The following is a 17,157-nucleotide window of genomic DNA, read 5'->3' on the forward strand; positions in this document are numbered from 1 at the left end:
ATATTGAAGGAGAGAGAAATATGAATGTTACATCAATTATGGATGATCTGAAACGTCGCATGGCTGGAGCTATTTCGGCTTTTAAACATGAGTTAGGTGGTTTACGAACTGGACGCGCTTCGGCGAGTTTATTAGAGCCATTAACAGTTGAGGCCTATGGTTCTGTTGTACATATGAATCAGGTTGCGAATATTTCTGTTCCAGAACCGCGGATGATTTTGGTTTCTGTGTGGGATAAGGCTATGGTAGGAGCTGTAGAGCGTGCTATTCGTGATTCTAGTCTTGGTTTAAATCCTATCACTGATGGCATGAACTTACGTATTCCTTTACCTGAATTAAATGAAGAGCGCCGAAAAGAGTTGGTAAAAATTGCACATCACTATGCAGAGCAAGCGCGTGTTGCTACGCGGCATGTTCGTCGTGATGGTATGGATAATTTGAAAAAATTAGAAAAAGAAGGTGAAATGAGTCAAGATGAAGCGCATGGTTTCTCTGAGAAAGTTCAGAAACTTACAGATGAGACGATTGCTGATATTGATAAAATTTTGGCTGTGAAAGAATCCGAAATTATGCATGTTTAAGGCGATTTTAGCCAGAAGATACTGGATCTCTACCGTATAGAATCTTTTTAGGGATGAAAATACGAAAAGGTGGGTGCTGTTAACAGAAGATCATAGGATGAAAATAAAAGCATTGTGTCATCATCACAATGCTTTTTATACTATAAAAAGAGTGATTTAAAGTGGCAGATATCTTTTAAAGGTCTATATTCATATTTCGAAAGAGGTTGTTTCTTGGAAAAGTGTTCTAACAGGAAAATAAAAGATTTTCATGTAACATGTTTTTGTTAAGTTGCATGATAAAAGTGTTTTTCATTATTGAAGAGTGTTGAAATCTTCTATGGTGGACTGTGAAGGGAGTGTAACACAAAGAATAACTTTTAACCTTGCTATTCTTTTCTATAATGAGAAATGCAGTGGAGTAAGCCAAATAATTTCCATTTTGCATAATTTTTTCAAATGATTTATCATTTGCTACAAAATGTTGTTACATGAGGCGGAATATCAGATTGAGATTTCAAATTCACGGAAGGAGTAAACAGCAGCTCCATTGCTTCGTGTTGAGAGAGTATTGAAAATATATTTTAGAATTAACTTAAGAGGGAAGCTTTTAATGCTTTTTACAGGGATTATTGGTCTTATAAACGCCATCTTAGTCTACCAAGTCATAGAGGATTGAATGTAAGAAAGGTTTGCGAAAGTATTTGCACAGAAACAGTGTAGTAAAGCTTTTTTTCCTGTGCCAATTTTTGAGTTTGTCTTTGTCTATTTTTATTGTTTGGATGTTATTTTGTCTAATCTTACTTATCGTATTCTGACTTCTGTTGTTTTTGGCATTATTGCTTTGTCTTTAACATGGTTGGGAGGCGTTTTCTTTTCTTTCTTTGTGTGGGTTATTGGTGGTTTTATTCTTTATGAATGGATTCTTATCACGAAAGAGAAATGGCGTGTTTCGCAAAAAATATTAGCAAGTGTTTTTTATTTGGTTTTTGGTTCTTTTTTACTATCGGGTGTATCTGCTTCATTTATTTTTTGTGTTGTGATAATCTCAGCAGTGTTTTTGGCTATTGGTTCTATAAAAAAGAGCGCTTGGGTTTTTTTAGGTTTTTTATATGTGTCTTTTCCAGTTATCGCTTTATGCTTTTTACGAGGCTATGAAACGTTGGGATTTCAAGTTGTTATTTTCTTATTTACGATAGTATGGGGAACAGATATTGCTGGCTATTTTAGTGGACGAGCATTCGGTGGTCCTAAATTAGCACCGCAATTTTCTCCTAATAAAACATGGGCAGGAGCGATTGGTGGTACATTTGTTGGAGTTTCTGGCGGTCTATTGATCGCTTATCATTTTTTTGACATAAATTTAACCAGTTTTTTTGTACCACTGCTTGCTCTTATTTTGTCAATTGTTTCGCAGTTGAGTGATTTAGGGCAATCATGGCTGAAAAGGCAATTTTCTGTTAAAGATTCTAGTTCTTTATTGCCTGGACACGGAGGCTTTATGGACCGGATGGATGGGTTGGTAGGAGCAGCTTTTTTCCTTTATATAATGGGTGCATTTATGTCTGATATGGATACACCTTTTACCCTCTTTTTTATGGTTTAATGAGGAGAAAATATTTTGGAATTTTTAAATCATATGATGACTGGAAGCAGTTTACTTTTAAGAGGTTTGAGTATTTTTTTCGTCGTTATGGTTATTATTTTTGTGCATGAGATTGGGCATTATCTCATTGGGCGATGGTGTGGTATTAAGGCCTCTGTTTTTTCACTTGGGTTTGGGCCACAAATAATAGGATATACAGATAAGAATGATACACAGTGGCGGTTAGCGCTTATTCCCTTAGGAGGGTATGTAAAGTTTGTTGGGGATGGAGAAGATGTAACATCCTTTCAGTCTTCTTCGGTTGTTGAGGGTTCATTTGTTAATGCGCATGCTTGGAAAAAAGCACTAACTGTTTTTGCTGGTCCCTTATTCAATGCTCTTTTTACTATTATTATTTTAACATTTTTTTTCTTTGTTTATGGTCGTGTAACTATCGAGCCGGTTGTGGGTTCTTTGGTAAAAGATTATCCTGCGGCTCAGTCTGGTTTGGAAGTAGGTGATCGTTTTATTGAAATGGATGGTCGACAGGTTGAAAGTTTTGACAGTTTGATGAATTATGTGACTTTACATGGTGAGGATCCTATAGAGTTTAAAATAGAACGTATGGGACAGATGTTTACTACGGTGATTACACCAAAGGTAGTCGAACGAAATGATGGATTTGGTAATTTGGTTCGAAGTGGCATGATAGGTGTGGGTGTTCCTGTTGATCCAAACAATCCTGTACGTTTAGACCCATCTTATGTAAAGCATATTCGTTACGGTTTTGTAAGAGCTGTAGGAGAAGCGATAGAACGCACTACATTTATTATTAACCAAACAATTCTTTTTATTGGTCGTTTAATAAAGGGCAAAGAAGATTATTGCCAGATAAGCGGGCCTTCTAAAACCGTTAAAATTGCTTGGAAAGTAAGTGAAAGAGGTTTTGTTTCTTTGCTGAATTTTACAGCTTTTCTTTCGATAAGCGTTGGGCTTATTAATCTTTTTCCATTTCCGCCTCTTGATGGTGGGCATTTATTATTCCACGTTATTGAGGCTTTTACGGGGAGGCAGGTCTCTTCTCCCATTCGGCAGATTGTTTTTCGCTTAGGTTTTTTTGTGGTTCTCCTCTTTATGTTTTTTGCTCTTTTTAATGATTATTTTTGTTGGTTTAGCTAATAAATGATAGAAAACATTTTACAAATTGGGTAATAATGGAAAAAATAGGTGAAAGGTCGTTTACCATATCCATAAAATGTTGTGGTATAGTGCGTTGTAATAAATTAAGGGGTGGTAAATTTTGCTGTATAAAGCTGTATAAAGCTATATAAAAAGAATTGTTATGGCAGTTAGCTTTTGAGACGTTATGTCCAGAGTTTTGGGACGTTATGTCCAGAGAATGTAAGAGTAAGGTAAAAAGAGCCAATGACTACAAATTCAAAGTTTTTAAATGCAGTGTCTGTGTTTGTCTTAAGTATGGGAGTAATTGCTCCAACAACAACCTTGGTGTCTGTTGCAATGGTTGGAGAAGCGCAGGCATCGGTGGTCCGTTCTATTGAAGTTCGTGGGAATAAATTTGTAAGTGCTCAGGCAGTTCGAGATAATATGGGCATTCGGGTTGGACAGAGTTTTTCCAGTGCTGATGTCGATGCTGCGGTAAAACGTCTCTTTAAGTTAGGCTTATTTTACGAAGTTAAAATAAATCAGGTTGGTGATAAGCTTGTCGTGTTCGTCAAAGAATATGAAGTGGTCAATCAAGTGTTATTTCAGGGCAATAAAACGCTTAAAGATCCTGATCTTAAGCGGTTTATTTCTTTAAAACCAAATGAACCATTTAATTCTGCTAAGCTTTCGGCTGATGTTAATACAATTCGTGAAGCTTATAAGACAGTTGGTCGTAATAATGTTGCTGTAAGAGTGCAGACCATTAACTTGGGAAAAGGACGCGTAAATATAGTATTTAATATTACTGAAGGGCGAAAGACAAAGATTCGTGATATTATTTTTAAGGGAAATCACGCGTTTGGAAGTCGTCGTTTGCGAGATGTCATTTCAACGAAACCTTCAGGCATGTTCTCCTTACTGTTGGGGGGGGATGTTTATAGTGAAGAGCGTTTAGCCGCTGATGAAGAAGCTTTACGCCGCTTTTATTATAATCGTGGTTATGCGGATTTTCGTGTTGTTTCCTCTAAAGCGACTTTTGATGAAGCGAGTAATACATATAAGATTTATTTTGTTCTTGATGAGGGCGTACGCTATAGAATCAGTGATATTCAGGTTGAGAGCGATGTTGATGGGATTGACATTCAATCTGTAAAAAACATTCTTAAAACACAGCCGGGAGACATTTATAGTGCGGAGGACATCGAACAGTCTGTGGTGCTTATCAATAATAAGGTTGCTGATTCGGGATATGCTTTTGCTAAAGTTGAACCACGGGGAAATCGTAATCTAGCAAATCATACAATTTCAATTTTATATGATATTGAACAAGGGACGCGAGCTTATATTCAACGTATTGAGATACGCGGCAATGAAAAGACACGTGATTATGTCATTCGCCGTGAGCTTGATTTAAATGAAGGGGATGCTTACAATCAAACTTTAGTGCAACGCGCGAAACGTCGTCTAGAAAGTTTAGGTTTTTTTAAAGCCGTTAATATTTCAATGGTTCCAACGGATCAGTCTGATCAGGTTACTTTGGTTATAGATGTCGTTGAGGCTCCAACAGGAGACCTTGCTTTGTCTGGAGGATATACAACGGGTGGTACAAGCCCTGGTATGTCATTTGAGGTCTCTGTTACCGAACATAATCTTGGAGGACGCGGCCAATATGTTCGTTTAGGGTTAGGTGCAGGGCAAGAAAAATCTCGTAATTATAATCTGTCGTTTGTTGATCCTTATTTCCTAGGTTATCGTTTGTCCGCTGGTATTGATATTTTTCGCAGTACCTATCGTGCTGATAAAGCATATGATGTACGACAAACAGGTGGCTCTGTTCGGTTTGCGCTGCCTATCAACGATCAATTATCTGCTAATGTAGCGTATTCCTATGTGCAAGAAGAATATGATTTTGGTAAAGAGTATGATTTAACCAAAGAGTCTGATATAAGAGTGTTATATGGGAAATATTCTGGTGCGATTGTTCAAGCAGCACAGCATAGCCCTTGGAAACGTTCCTCAATTAGTTATGGTTTGACCTATAATACTATCGACGATATGAGGAATCCACATGATGGGTGGTATGTACGTATTCTTCAAGAATATGCAGGGCTTGGTGGAAGCGCAAAGTTCTTGAAGACAACGGGTAAAGCGATGATGTATAAAACGCTTTCTGAACAAATGGATCTTGTTGGTTTGCTTTCCTTTGGAGGTGGATATATCCATGGAACAGGGAAAGATGGTGTTCGTATCTTCGATATGTTTAAAATAAATACCGATATGCTTCGAGGATTCAAATATAATGGAATAGGTCCACGTCAGGTTTCTAATAAAGGTGAAGTTTATTTCTTAGGTGGAACGACATATATGAGTGCAACTGCTGAAATGCAATTTCCTATTCCTATCGTACCTGAAGGGTTAGGGTTACGCGGTGCTGTATTTGCAGATGTTGCGACACTCTATGGGAATAAGTATCAACCTGTTTTTCAGGGTGAAACGCCTGTTACACATACAAAAATCGCTTGGCGTTCGTCTGCTGGTTTAAGTCTGATGTGGAATTCACCATTTGGTCCACTCCGTTTTGATTATGCTTGGCCAATAACAAAGCAGGAGGGTGATCGTCTGCAGAAATTAAACTTTGGTATTTCTACGAAATTCTGATTTGCGTTTTCTTTAGAGAAAAAAATGGGTTAGGCTGGAAGAGAAAGTGTTTTGATGGCGGATACATTTTTTTTACGCCGTCCCGGCGATTGACAGTTGCTAATGTTGCGGAGTTGACCGGTGCTAAACTTCTTAATCCAGAATTTTCTGACAGAGCTATCAAAACTCTTTCTTCACTTGAGAGTGCGGTAGAAGGTTCTCTTGTATTTGTGGAGCATCGGAAGTTTTCTGATGCTCTCATTGGCAGTTCTGCTGCGGCTGTTTTTTGTACAAATGAAGTTGTCTTCAAGGTTCCTGAAACTATGGCAATTCTGGTAACGTCTACGCCCCAGCGTGATTTTGCTCAGATTGGTCGCATCTTATTTCCTGATTCTGTCAAACCAGTGTCTTGGTTTGGAGAGAGAGAAATTTCACCCCATGCGTATATTCATCCAACGGCTAAATTGGCACATGATGTCTGTGTTGAAGCAGGAGCTGTTATTGGTCGAAATGTTGAGATTGGTGAGGGTACTCTTATTTCGTCGACTGCTGTCATTGGTGAAAATTGTCGTGTTGGACATGACTGTTATATTGCTCCTAAGGTAACAATTCAGTGTAGTTTAATAGGCAATAGAGTTCAAATTTATCCTGGTGTTTGCATTGGGCAAGATGGTTTTGGTTATGTTGGGAGTCTTTCTGGAATTGAAAAAATTCCACAGCTTGGCCGTGTTATCATCGAAGATGATGTAGAAATTGGCGCGAATACGACGATTGATCGTGGTACGTTTGAAGATACCATTATTGGTGAAGGAAGCAAGATCGATAATCTTGTACAGATTGCCCACAATGTAAAGATTGGTCGCTATTGCCTTATTGCCGCGCAATGCGGAGTAGCAGGGAGTACATCAATAGGCGATATGTCTCAACTTGGCGGGAGCGTGGGGGTAGCAGACCATATCGTAATAGGTAAATGTGTTCAGATTGCTGCTAGGAGTGGTGTGATGAATGACATTCCTGATGGAGAAAAATGGGGAGGGAGTCCGGCGCGACCATTTAAACAGTGGTTTCGTGAAGTAGCGGCGTTGCGCAGTATTGGCAAAGTTAAAAAGGAGAAACGCTAATATGATCAACCCCGAGGAAACAAAGAATTTAGAAGCTGTAGATATTGAAAAATTGCTGTCAATATTACCACATCGTTATCCATTTTTATTGATTGATCGCATCATTGAAATTGATGGTGAGCAAGAAGCCATTGGTATTAAAAATATAACGATTAATGAACCACATTTTACGGGACATTTTCCTGCAAAACCGGTTATGCCTGGAGTATTAATTTTAGAGGCGATGGCTCAAACAGCTGGGGCAATTTCACTTTTACAATTAGGAAATAAGCAAACAAATTTAGTTTATCTTATGACTGTTGATAATGCGAAATTTCGCAAGCCGGTTGTTCCTGGTGATCAGCTAAAGATTCATGTTCATCTTTTAAAAAAAAGGTCTGGTATGCGGCGTTTTTCGTGTATTGCAAAAGTAGAGGATGTTCGCGTTGCTGAAGCAGAAATTGCTGCGATGATTATCGAAGAAGAATAAATAAGATTGATGGGGATATAAAAATGTTTGGTGCGAAAATCCATCCAACTGCTCTTGTGGAAAAGGGAGCACAGCTTGGTGAGAATGTGCAAATTGGGCCATTTTGTCATATTAGCTCAGAGGCTGTTATTGGTGATGGATGCAGTTTGATGAGTCATGTTGTGATAATGGGGAAGACGAGCTTAGGAGCTAATAGTAAAGTGTTTTCGCATGCAGTTTTGGGGGCGGATCCGCAAAATAATAAACATAAGGGAGGGGATACGACTCTTTCTATTGGTAAAAATTGTACGATTCGTGAAGGCGTAACAATGCATAGAGGTTCCGATTCAAGTGTGGGAATGACGGTTGTTGGTGATGATTGTCAATTTTTTTGTTATGCGCATATTGCTCACGATTGCCATGTAGGAAATCATGTAACATTTGCAAATAATAGTATGTTAGCTGGTCATGTTACGGTTGGTGACTATGTTATTATTGGTGGTGGTGCTGCTGTTCATCAATTTGTTCGTGTTGGGCATCATGCATTCATCGGTGGTGTATCTGCCTTGGTTGGTGATCTCATTCCCTATGGGACAGCTGTTGGTGTGCAGGCAAAATTGGTTGGTTTAAATATTATTGGTATGAAACGTGCAGGGCTGGAGCGCAAAGACATTCATGCACTACGTCATGCGTTTGCCATGCTTTTTGATCGCAGTAAGCCTTTTAAAGAGCGTGTTAGCGATGTTGCTTCTGTCTATTCTACCTCTCAGTCTGTTGTTGATGTTGTCAATTTTATTAAGGAAGAAGGGAAGCGTTTTTATTGTACACCAAAATTTGAAGATGATAGACTAAAAAGAAAATAAGAATTAAAAATGCCTCATTCTCATGCAAGGAGTTTTCTTTCCGGTCGTACTGCTATTATAGCAGGGAATGGTGTTCTGCCTGTCACTGTTGCTCAAGCTCTTGAGAAGAGTGGACAGAATCCTTTTCTCGTACTTTTGCGTGATGAGGCAGATACGGTGCTTTATCGTTATGAGCATTGTGAGTTATCAATTGTAGAGTTATCCAGACTCATTAAAATCTTAAAAGCAGCGCAAATTCATAATATTGTTTTAGCGGGTGGTGTTAAGAAACGGCCGCTTCTTAGGCAGTTTCAACTCGATTGGACAACCTTTTTAGCTTTACCTAAAATATTAAGAGCCTTAACAAGAGGTGATGATGCTTTATTGAAGGCTTTTATACGGATTGTTGAAGGGTATGGTTTTTGTGTTCTTGGTGTCCACGAGATAGTACCAGATCTCTTAGCTCCCATGGAATTTGATTTAACAGTGCGGCGTGCTGAGTTAGAAGAGCAAAAAGATATTTTTTTAGCAGCTGAAGCAGCAAAGCTTTTAGGTCGTTTAGATATTGGGCAAGCAGCTGTAGCTGTCAATGGAAGGGTGGTTGCAGTAGAGGGAGCAGAGGGGACTGATAGTATGCTGTGGCGGATTTGTGAAATGCGAGAAAGGCAGCAAATTCCGCCTAAAGGTGGTGTCCTTGTTAAATGTGCAAAACCACAACAAGATCATCGTGTTGATTTGCCATCAATTGGACCTTCGACGGTGGTGAATGCTGCAAAGAGTGGGTTGTCTGGTATTGCTGTGGAAGCGAATAGAAGCTTAATATTAGCAGCAAAAGCAACAATAGAAAAAGCGAATAAACATTCACTTTTTATTGAAACCTTTGAAAGATCTGGTCATGAGTGATGGTTTCTTAAAAATTGCTGTTGTTGCAGGTGAGGAATCCGGTGACTTTCTTGGTGCTGATTTAATTTCCTGTTTATCACAACAGACAGGGTGCGCCATTCGTTTGATTGGTGTTGGTGGAAGGCATTTACAGAAATTAGGTTTAGAAAGCTTTTTTGACTCTCATGACATCGCTTTAATAGGTTTAGGTGCAGTATTAAAAAAATTGCCTTCATTATTGATGCATATTCGTAATTTATCTCAATTTATTGCGCAAGAGCAACCTGATTGTCTCATTCTTATTGATAGTCCTGATTTTACCCATCGTGTTGCGAAAAAGGTGCGTATTTTAACACCTTCTATTCCTATCATTAAGTATGTTGCGCCAACTGTTTGGGCATGGCGTCCAAAGCGCGCTAAAGCTATGCGCACATTTGTTGACCATGTTTTAGCAATTTTTCCTTTTGAGGAAAAAATTATGCAGGACTTGGGAGGGCCTGCTACTACTTATGTTGGGCATCATCTTTTAATGTATCCTCCACTCTTGACTGTTCAATCAGAAAAAAAGCGCCAATCAAAAAAAGAACATTTGTGCGGTGCACAAACCGCATCACCTACATTGGTTATTTTGCCAGGATCGCGCAATTTAGAAATTCGCTCTTTAATGCCGATTTTTCGAGAAGTCGTAGAAATTCTTGTACAACGTAACCCGCATCTACAGATCATTTTACCAACACTACCACATTTGGTGGATGAAATTCGTGATTTTGTAAAGAGCTGGAAAAGTAAAGTAGAAGTTGTTGTTGGTGAAGATGCAAAATGGCGTGCTTTTGTGCAAGCAGATGTTGCACTTGCAGCACTTGGCACGGTTTCATTGGAATTAGCATTAGCAAAAATTCCCATGATTCTTTGCTATAAACTTGATTATTTTTCTAAATTATTCATTTTTCCCAAACTAGCACTCTGGACAGCAGCTCTTCCCAATATTATTTCCGATCAACCTATTGTTCCAGAATATTTTAATGAATTTTTACGTCCTGGTATGCTAGCAAGGCAGATAGAACAGCTTTTATATAATCCTTTAGTGCGACAAGCACAACTCGACGCCTTTGAGATGATGGAACAGAAGATGAAAACGGAGTTACCATCAGGAGTTGTTGGTGCACAGACAATTAACACTCTTCTAAAAGAGAGAGCTAAGATTGTATCGACAAAATAGTACTAATGATTAGTGTTTAATTTTAGAAAGAAAATCACAAGCACGCTGGCTTTTAGGATTGGTAAAAAATTTATCAGATGCTGTATCTTCAATAATTTTTCCATTTTCTAGAAAGAGTATTCTTTCTGAGACTTTACGTGCGAAACCCATTTCGTGAGTAACACAGAGCATTGTTATACCTGTATTCGCCAATTGAACCATAACTTCTAAAACCTCTCCAACACTTTCTGGATCAAGAGCCGATGTTGGTTCATCAAAAAGCATCACTTCAGGTTCCATACAAAGTGCACGGGCAATTGCAACACGCTGTTGTTGTCCACCAGAAAGTTGTAAAGGATATTTTTCACAGTGTTGTTCAATGCCAACATCCGTAAGATAACGAATTGCCCGTTCTTTTGCTTGTTGTTTAGAAAGTCCTTGAACGGCCATAGGTGCTAAAATACAATTTTGTATAACGCTCATATGGGGAAATAAATTAAAGTTTTGAAAGACCATTCCTATTTTACGCAGGACGTTTTTTTGTTGGCATAAAGGAGCAGTGTGAATATCAATATTATGGATGCAAATCGAACCTTTTTGTGCTTTTTCCAATTGATTAATACAACGAATCAAAGTTGATTTTCCTGATCCAGAAGGTCCACAGATAACGATGCGTTCACCAGTTTTAACTTCGAAATTAATATCGTAAAGGACTTGAAAATCTCCGTACCATTTATTTAAATTCTGAATAGAAATGATAGATTTTTCACTGGTATAGCCAGATTTATTATTTTCAAAACGCATCTTGTTGTATTCTTTCATTGATAAATAAATTAATTTAATATTTTGATTTTGTAGAGTTTTTTGTGCATTTTATTTACCGTAAATATCGGGTTAAACGATATTCGATAAAAACAATAAAACGATGAATAAGTTCAACGGTCAGAAGATAGATAAGAGCAGCCCAAACGTACACTTGAAAATCAAATGTCCGTGAATAAGTGAGTTTGGCAATTCCCATTAAATCATAAACAGTAATGAGTGAGGCAATGGCACTGGATTTAATCATTAAAATAACTTCATTTCCTAAAGGGCGTAACGCTACGACCATGGCTTGCGGAAGAATAACTTTAAAGAATGTGACCGAACTGCTTAATCCTAAAGCTTTTGATGCTTCACGTTGTCCAGTTGTTACAGAGAGAAAACTTCCTTTAAAGATTTCAGATTGATAAGCAGCAGAATTGAGTGAAAAAACAAAAAGACAACAATACCATGCATTTTGAAAGAACCACCATAAACCAACCTGTTGCCAGAAGTTATTCATTGAACCAAGGCCGTAATAAAACAGGAACAGTTGAGCTAATAAAGGAGAGCCACGAAAAAAATAAACATAAATTTCTGCAAGATAGCGTAAAAACTTATTATTTGATAAACGTAAAAATGCGATAAGCATACCGATAAAAAAACCAATGGAGCAAGCAATAACAACAAGCTCAAAAGTAACCACGAAGCCATCAATAAATTTTGGACCATAACGGCTTAAAAGAGTAGGATTACAAAGGAAATGAAGCCATTCAGGAATCATCCGCTTAAACCTTTCTATATCCTGCTTGAGTGTATATTTTCAGATAGCGCAGGATTGTAGAAAAAAATGCTGAAAATAATAAATAAAGTAAGCATGCGACAAGGTAAAACAGCATAGGTTTATCGGTAGCAGCAACTGCTAAATTTGTTTGTCGCATGAGATCAACAAGTGAAATAGTTGATACAAGTGATGTATCTTTGAGTAAAGTAAGCCAATTATTAGAAAGTCCTGGCAAAGCATTTCGGATGAGTTGAGGAAAGACAATATGAAAAAACGTGGTTGAACTTGAAAGTCCTAAAGCTTTAGCCGCTTCATATTGCCCTTTATCAAAAATGTTAAATGCTCCAAGCCAAACTTCACAAGAAAAGGCAGCCAAAACCATGCTAAGTGCGAGAACACCGGCGATAAAAGCGTTGATACTGAATATTATTTCAATATTAAAATAATCAAGAACAATTTGAATAATATTTTGCAAGCCATAATACACTAAAAATAAGGTTAAAAGTTCTGGTAAACCGCGAAATACCGATGAAAAAAGAGTTGCTACAATTTTAGCAATTTTAATATTAGAGCGAATCATCACAGCACCTAGGAGACCGAGAGGAAGCCCTAACAGCCCACAGCATAAAGCCAACGATAATGTCATACCCGCACTAGAAAGTATAACCATACCCCATCCACCATTGCTAAATGATAGCAATGCTAAATTTTCAATCATGCTTGCTCTCCTCACAAAGAGTTAGACAGTATTTTAAGAAATAAAGAGTTTGTTTAATTTTAGTCAAACGGATATTTAATCAATATCATCTGTAAAATATTTTTTCATAATTTTTTTATAAGTTCCATCCAAATGGATTTCTTTTATCGCCTGATTAAATTTGTTTTTAAGGTCATTGTTATTTTGACGCAGTGCAATAGCAATAGGAAGATTTGTCTCTTCCAGAGTTCCTAGAAGCTTGCAGCAATCTTTTCCTTCATTTTTAAGCCAGTTTGATGCTTGTAGTTTATCAACAATGATGGCATCAAGTCGACGACTTAAAAGGTCACGATTGACTTCTATTGTTGAAGGATAGAGTTTAATATTCACTCTTTCAGAAGCATAATGATCTTCTGCATAGGCGGCTTGTGTTGTATTTGATTGCACGCCAAGATTTTTATCTTTAAAGGCTTCAGCTGAGATTTCTTTAATTTCTGAATCTTTGCTCACAATGACAGCTAATGCTGTATGATAATAGGGAACTGTAAAGTCAATTTTTTGTAAGCGTTCTTGTGTGAGAGCAAGGGAAGCAACAATGGCGTCATATTTTTTTGAGAGAAGTCCAGGAATCATTCCTTCAAAGTCTTGGGTATTAATAATGCATTCAATGTTCATTTTTTCACAAAGTGCGTGAGATATATCAACATCAAAACCTTGAAGTTTGTTATTTGAATCAATGTAGCTAAATGGAGGATAAGAACCCTCAGTTGCAATTTTCAACGTCTGAGCATTAGCAGATTGAGTGAACAGTGTTGCGCTTATTATAAGAACTATTTTTAATAATTTCATTCTGTTCTCCTATTGGATAAGCGGGCTAATATGAGATTGTTACAAGTTTTTTATAGTCTGTAATTTCTTTTGCTCGCAATGAAAAAATGTATGAGTGGTTATTTGATACCATGACGATGAACATCTTTTTATAATATAGCTATGATAAATATCGCAACAGAATAGCTCTCTGATTGTTTATATGACAGCTTCCTTTTCATGAAATGATTTGACTTTACTATTTTTTCACAACAACCAAAAATATAGCTTTTAAAAAGACTATTCAATTGCAGAGTGAAGCATATTTTAAAGATTAGGAAGTTAAAAATAAACGATTGCTATCATTATTGTTCTTATAAAAAGCTATAGATCTTGAAGAGCATACAAGAATGAAATTTTTGATAAATGTGAATATGTTAGAAATAAATGATTCATTTAATTTTCTTTCAATTGATATTTAATAAATATCAACTGTAAAATATTTTTTCATAATGTTATCATAGGTTCCATCCAAGCGAATTTCTTTTATCGCTTTATTAAGTTTGTTTTTAAGGTCATTGTTGTTCTGACGTAGTGCAATTGCAATGGGAAATTTTATTTCTTCCAGAGTCCCTAGAAGTTTGCAGCAATCTTTTCCTTCATTTTCAAGCCAATTTAGAGCTTGTATTTTATCGACAATCATGACATCAAGCCGACGGCTTAAAAGATCACGATTGACTTCTATTACTGTAGGGTAGAGCTTAATATTTGCTCCTTCAGGAGCATAATGATCTTCTGCATACGCAGCTTGTGTTGTATTTGATTGCACACCAAGATTTTTTCCTTTAAAGGCTGCAGCAGAGATCTCTTTCATTTCTGAATCTTTACTCACAATGATAGCCAATGCTGTATGATAATAGGGATCTGTAAAGTCAATTTTTTGTAAGCGCTCTTGTGTAGGAGCAAGAGAAGAGATAATAGCATCGTATTTTTTAGCCAGAAGACCAGGAATCATCCCTTCAAAGTTTTGTGTAATGAGTGTGCATTCAACGTTCATTTTTTTACACAGTGCATAAGAGATATCAATATCAAAACCTTGAAGCTTGTTATTTGAATCAATGTAGCTAAATGGAGGGTAGGAAGCATCACTGGCAATTTTCAGCGTCTGAGCATTGGCAGATTGATTGAATAGAGTTGCGCTTATTATAAGAGCTATAGTTAATAATTTCATTCTGTTTTCCTATTGATAAGCGAGCTAACGAGCTAATATGAGATTGTCATCAATTTTTATAATCTGTAAGCTCTTCTGGAGCAATTCAAAAATTTATGCGTGTTTTATTTTGCTATTATTCTCATGGATATTATTCTCGATAAACAATTTATTAATTTCTAAAATACGGAATTTAACTTTCAAGAAAAATTCCCCAATTTAAAGATAAAGAAAATTTTGGATATGAGAAAAACACAAGTAAAACGTCATTGTCATCATTGGTATTGTGAAATTCTGAGATATCCAACAAGAGATAGAAAAATTGATTTTTTGAGCAGAGTGAACGTTTTTCTTTTTAAAAAGTATGTTACCTAACAGATGATTTTAAGAGTCATTCTTGAAGTGCGATAGTCGTTATACAATAATGCTTGTTATAGCGCTTTATTAGATTATCATATTGGTTGATAACGATAATTTATCGTTTTTCATGTTGAATGAAAGACACGAAAATCCTAAGATTCTCTCATTACAAACCTGCTTCATGTTGAAGCAATCAAAACCATCCCCTTGCACATCACAAGTGGGATTATCGCGTGGATAAAAAAAGAGAGAAGAAAGGAATCAAAATGCCTTTAATGGATCGTCTCAATACCAAGGGGTACCGTAACTGCTGGTGAAGCGTTTTTTATGTAGGAAAACTTTTAGAGCGCGTTTTATTTTGTACCAATTTTCTGCAAAGAGATAAGAAAATGTTCAGCATATGGTCATCAACAGCGTTTTGCGCGTTTTTTGAAAGATTATTTTGAGAGAAAGCCAGCAAAATTCTTAATATTTTTTAATACGCGATCATTCTGATATATCTGTATAGGGAAGAGCAGGGGATATATCCAATTGAGAACAAGAAGCATAAGTTGAAGTTTTCTGCATAATTCTTAATAATAGTATTATTTGCAAAAAGTATTTCAAAATCAAACTGTGTAAAAATATTTTTAGATTGTAGCACTTGCTCACCGACAACAAAACTCCAATAAATCGGAGCTTTGTTGGTTTGGTGATTTTGTTTAATTTATACGTTTATCTATAGGGACATATTCACGCATGGTATAACCTGTATAGAGTTGACGAGGACGACCAATCTTTTGTGCCGGATCCTCAATCATTTCTTTCCATTGCGCAACCCAACCGACACTACGTGCTAATGCAAAAAGAACAGTAAACATTTCGGTTGGAAAACCTAAAGCTTTTAATGTAATTCCAGAGTAGAAATCAACATTTGGGTAGAGCTTTTTTTCAACGAAATATTCGTCATTTAAGGCGATTTTTTCAAGTTCTATAGCGATATCAAGCAGCGGATCATCTTGAATATTCAGTTCTTTTAAAACTTCATGGCAGGTTTTTTGCATGATTTTCGCGCGTGGATCATAATTTTTATAGACACGATGACCAAATCCCATCAGGCGGAAAGGATCATTTTTATCTTTAGCACGGGCAATAAATTCAGGAATTCTTTCAACGGAACCTATTTCTTGTAGCATCTTTAGGCATGCTTCATTGGCGCCACCATGTGCAGGACCCCAAAGGCAGGCAACACCTGCAGCAATACATGCAAATGGATTAGCCCCTGATGATCCAGCAAGGCGTACAGTAGATGTAGAAGCGTTTTGTTCATGATCTGCATGAAGGATAAAGATTCGATCCATTGCTCGAGTGAGTACAGGATTGGTTTTGTATTCTTCACAAGGGACAGAAAAGCACATACGGAGGAAATTCGCGGCATAACTAAGATCATTACGCGGATAAACAAAAGCTTGCCCGATACTATATTTATAGGCCATTGCGGCAAGAGTTGGAACCTTTGAGATGAGACGAACAGAAGCAATCATTCTCTGTTGAGGATCTGTAATATCAATAGAGTCGTGATAAAATGCAGACATAGCTCCAAGGCATGCAACCATGACAGCCATAGGGTGCGAGTCGCGACGAAATCCATGAAAAAAACGCGCAAACTGTTCGTGCACCATTGTGTGTTGCATAATACAACGGTCAAAGTCATTTTTCTCTTGTTTTGTTGGAAGTTCACCATAAAGCAAAAGATAGCAGCTTTCGAGAAAGTCACCTTTTTCAGCCAGTTGGTCGATAGGATAACCACGATAAAGCAATACCCCTGCATTCCCATCAATATAAGTGATTTTTGATTCACAAGAAGCAGTTGAGGTAAAACCTGGATCATATGTAAAGGTTTCAGCTTTTTTATAGAGAGAAGCAATCTCAATAACATCAGGACCAATGGTGCCTTTACGCATTGGAAGTTCTATTTTTTTATCATTTATTATAATGTGTGCTGTATTCTCAGACATCAGACATTCCTTTCAGATCCCTCGCTTCTAAAATCAAGATTTCGCTTCACCCGATAGGAAGCTA

The 17,157-nt window shown here is 37.1% G+C and carries 14 protein-coding genes and 1 pseudogene; 9 read left to right on the plus strand and 6 right to left on the minus strand.

Annotated features, from left to right (window positions below):
- Positions 1 to 20 precede the first annotated feature (20 nt).
- The 9 genes and pseudogenes from frr to lpxB all read left to right on the plus strand — a co-directional run bounded on the left by frr (position 21) and on the right by lpxB (position 10,458).
- Complete coding sequence (gene frr, locus LNM86_RS02375; protein WP_241438281.1) at positions 21 to 581, plus strand: ribosome recycling factor; 561 nt, start codon at positions 21 to 23, stop codon at positions 579 to 581.
- A gap of 769 nt (positions 582 to 1,350) precedes the next feature.
- Entirely contained in the window at positions 1,351 to 2,166 is an 816-nt protein-coding gene (locus tag LNM86_RS02380; protein ID WP_241438282.1) for a phosphatidate cytidylyltransferase, read from the plus strand.
- A gap of 15 nt (positions 2,167 to 2,181) precedes the next feature.
- The gene (gene rseP / locus LNM86_RS02385; RefSeq protein WP_241438283.1) at positions 2,182 to 3,324 is read left to right on the plus strand and encodes an RIP metalloprotease RseP; all 1,143 of its coding nucleotides are present in this window, start codon (positions 2,182 to 2,184) and stop codon (positions 3,322 to 3,324) included.
- A 246-nt stretch (positions 3,325 to 3,570) separates the two neighbouring features.
- On the plus strand, positions 3,571 to 5,967 hold the full coding sequence (gene bamA / locus LNM86_RS02390) for an outer membrane protein assembly factor BamA (RefSeq protein WP_241438284.1): 2,397 nt from the start codon (positions 3,571 to 3,573) through the stop codon (positions 5,965 to 5,967).
- 54 nt (positions 5,968 to 6,021) lie between these two features.
- Positions 6,022 to 7,067 (plus strand): annotated as a pseudogene (gene lpxD / locus LNM86_RS02395) (UDP-3-O-(3-hydroxymyristoyl)glucosamine N-acyltransferase).
- A 1-nt stretch (position 7,068) separates the two neighbouring features.
- The gene (gene fabZ / locus LNM86_RS02400; protein WP_241438285.1) at positions 7,069 to 7,536 is read left to right on the plus strand and encodes a 3-hydroxyacyl-ACP dehydratase FabZ; all 468 of its coding nucleotides are present in this window, start codon (positions 7,069 to 7,071) and stop codon (positions 7,534 to 7,536) included.
- Between the two features lie 23 nt (positions 7,537 to 7,559).
- On the plus strand, positions 7,560 to 8,378 hold the full coding sequence (gene lpxA / locus LNM86_RS02405; RefSeq protein ID WP_241438286.1) for an acyl-ACP--UDP-N-acetylglucosamine O-acyltransferase: 819 nt from the start codon (positions 7,560 to 7,562) through the stop codon (positions 8,376 to 8,378).
- 9 nt (positions 8,379 to 8,387) lie between these two features.
- A complete protein-coding gene (locus tag LNM86_RS02410; RefSeq protein ID WP_241438287.1) occupies positions 8,388 to 9,260 on the plus strand; it encodes an LpxI family protein in 873 nt (290 codons plus the stop codon).
- Positions 9,253 to 10,458, plus strand: coding sequence for a lipid-A-disaccharide synthase (lpxB, locus tag LNM86_RS02415; protein ID WP_241438288.1), 1,206 nt, complete (start codon positions 9,253 to 9,255; stop codon positions 10,456 to 10,458). The genes LNM86_RS02410 and lpxB overlap by 8 nt, the downstream gene beginning before the upstream one ends.
- A 9-nt stretch (positions 10,459 to 10,467) precedes the next feature.
- On the opposite strand, the gene LNM86_RS02420 is transcribed toward lpxB, so the two are convergent.
- The 6 genes from LNM86_RS02420 to gltA all read right to left on the minus strand — a co-directional run bounded on the left by LNM86_RS02420 (position 10,468) and on the right by gltA (position 17,093).
- Positions 10,468 to 11,241 carry an amino acid ABC transporter ATP-binding protein gene (locus tag LNM86_RS02420; RefSeq protein WP_308219237.1) on the minus strand — a complete coding sequence of 258 codons (774 nt, stop codon included), beginning with the start codon at positions 11,239 to 11,241 and terminating at the stop codon, positions 10,468 to 10,470.
- A gap of 73 nt (positions 11,242 to 11,314) precedes the next feature.
- Complete coding sequence (locus tag LNM86_RS02425; RefSeq protein ID WP_241438289.1) at positions 11,315 to 12,022, minus strand: ABC transporter permease; 708 nt, start codon at positions 12,020 to 12,022, stop codon at positions 11,315 to 11,317.
- 4 nt (positions 12,023 to 12,026) lie between these two features.
- Positions 12,027 to 12,740, minus strand: coding sequence for an ABC transporter permease (locus tag LNM86_RS02430; protein ID WP_241438290.1), 714 nt, complete (start codon positions 12,738 to 12,740; stop codon positions 12,027 to 12,029).
- 75 nt (positions 12,741 to 12,815) lie between these two features.
- Positions 12,816 to 13,568: a transporter substrate-binding domain-containing protein gene (locus LNM86_RS02435; RefSeq protein ID WP_241438291.1), complete on the minus strand. Its 753-nt coding sequence runs from the start codon at positions 13,566 to 13,568 to the stop codon at positions 12,816 to 12,818.
- Positions 13,569 to 14,004: 436 nt separating this feature from the next.
- Positions 14,005 to 14,757, minus strand: coding sequence for a transporter substrate-binding domain-containing protein (locus LNM86_RS02440; protein ID WP_241438292.1), 753 nt, complete (start codon positions 14,755 to 14,757; stop codon positions 14,005 to 14,007).
- Positions 14,758 to 15,797: 1,040 nt separating this feature from the next.
- Positions 15,798 to 17,093, minus strand: coding sequence for a citrate synthase (gene gltA / locus LNM86_RS02445; RefSeq protein WP_241438293.1), 1,296 nt, complete (start codon positions 17,091 to 17,093; stop codon positions 15,798 to 15,800).
- Positions 17,094 to 17,157 lie beyond the last annotated feature (64 nt).

The organism is Bartonella machadoae (assembly GCF_022559585.1).
Lineage (GTDB): Bacteria > Pseudomonadota > Alphaproteobacteria > Rhizobiales > Rhizobiaceae > Bartonella > Bartonella machadoae.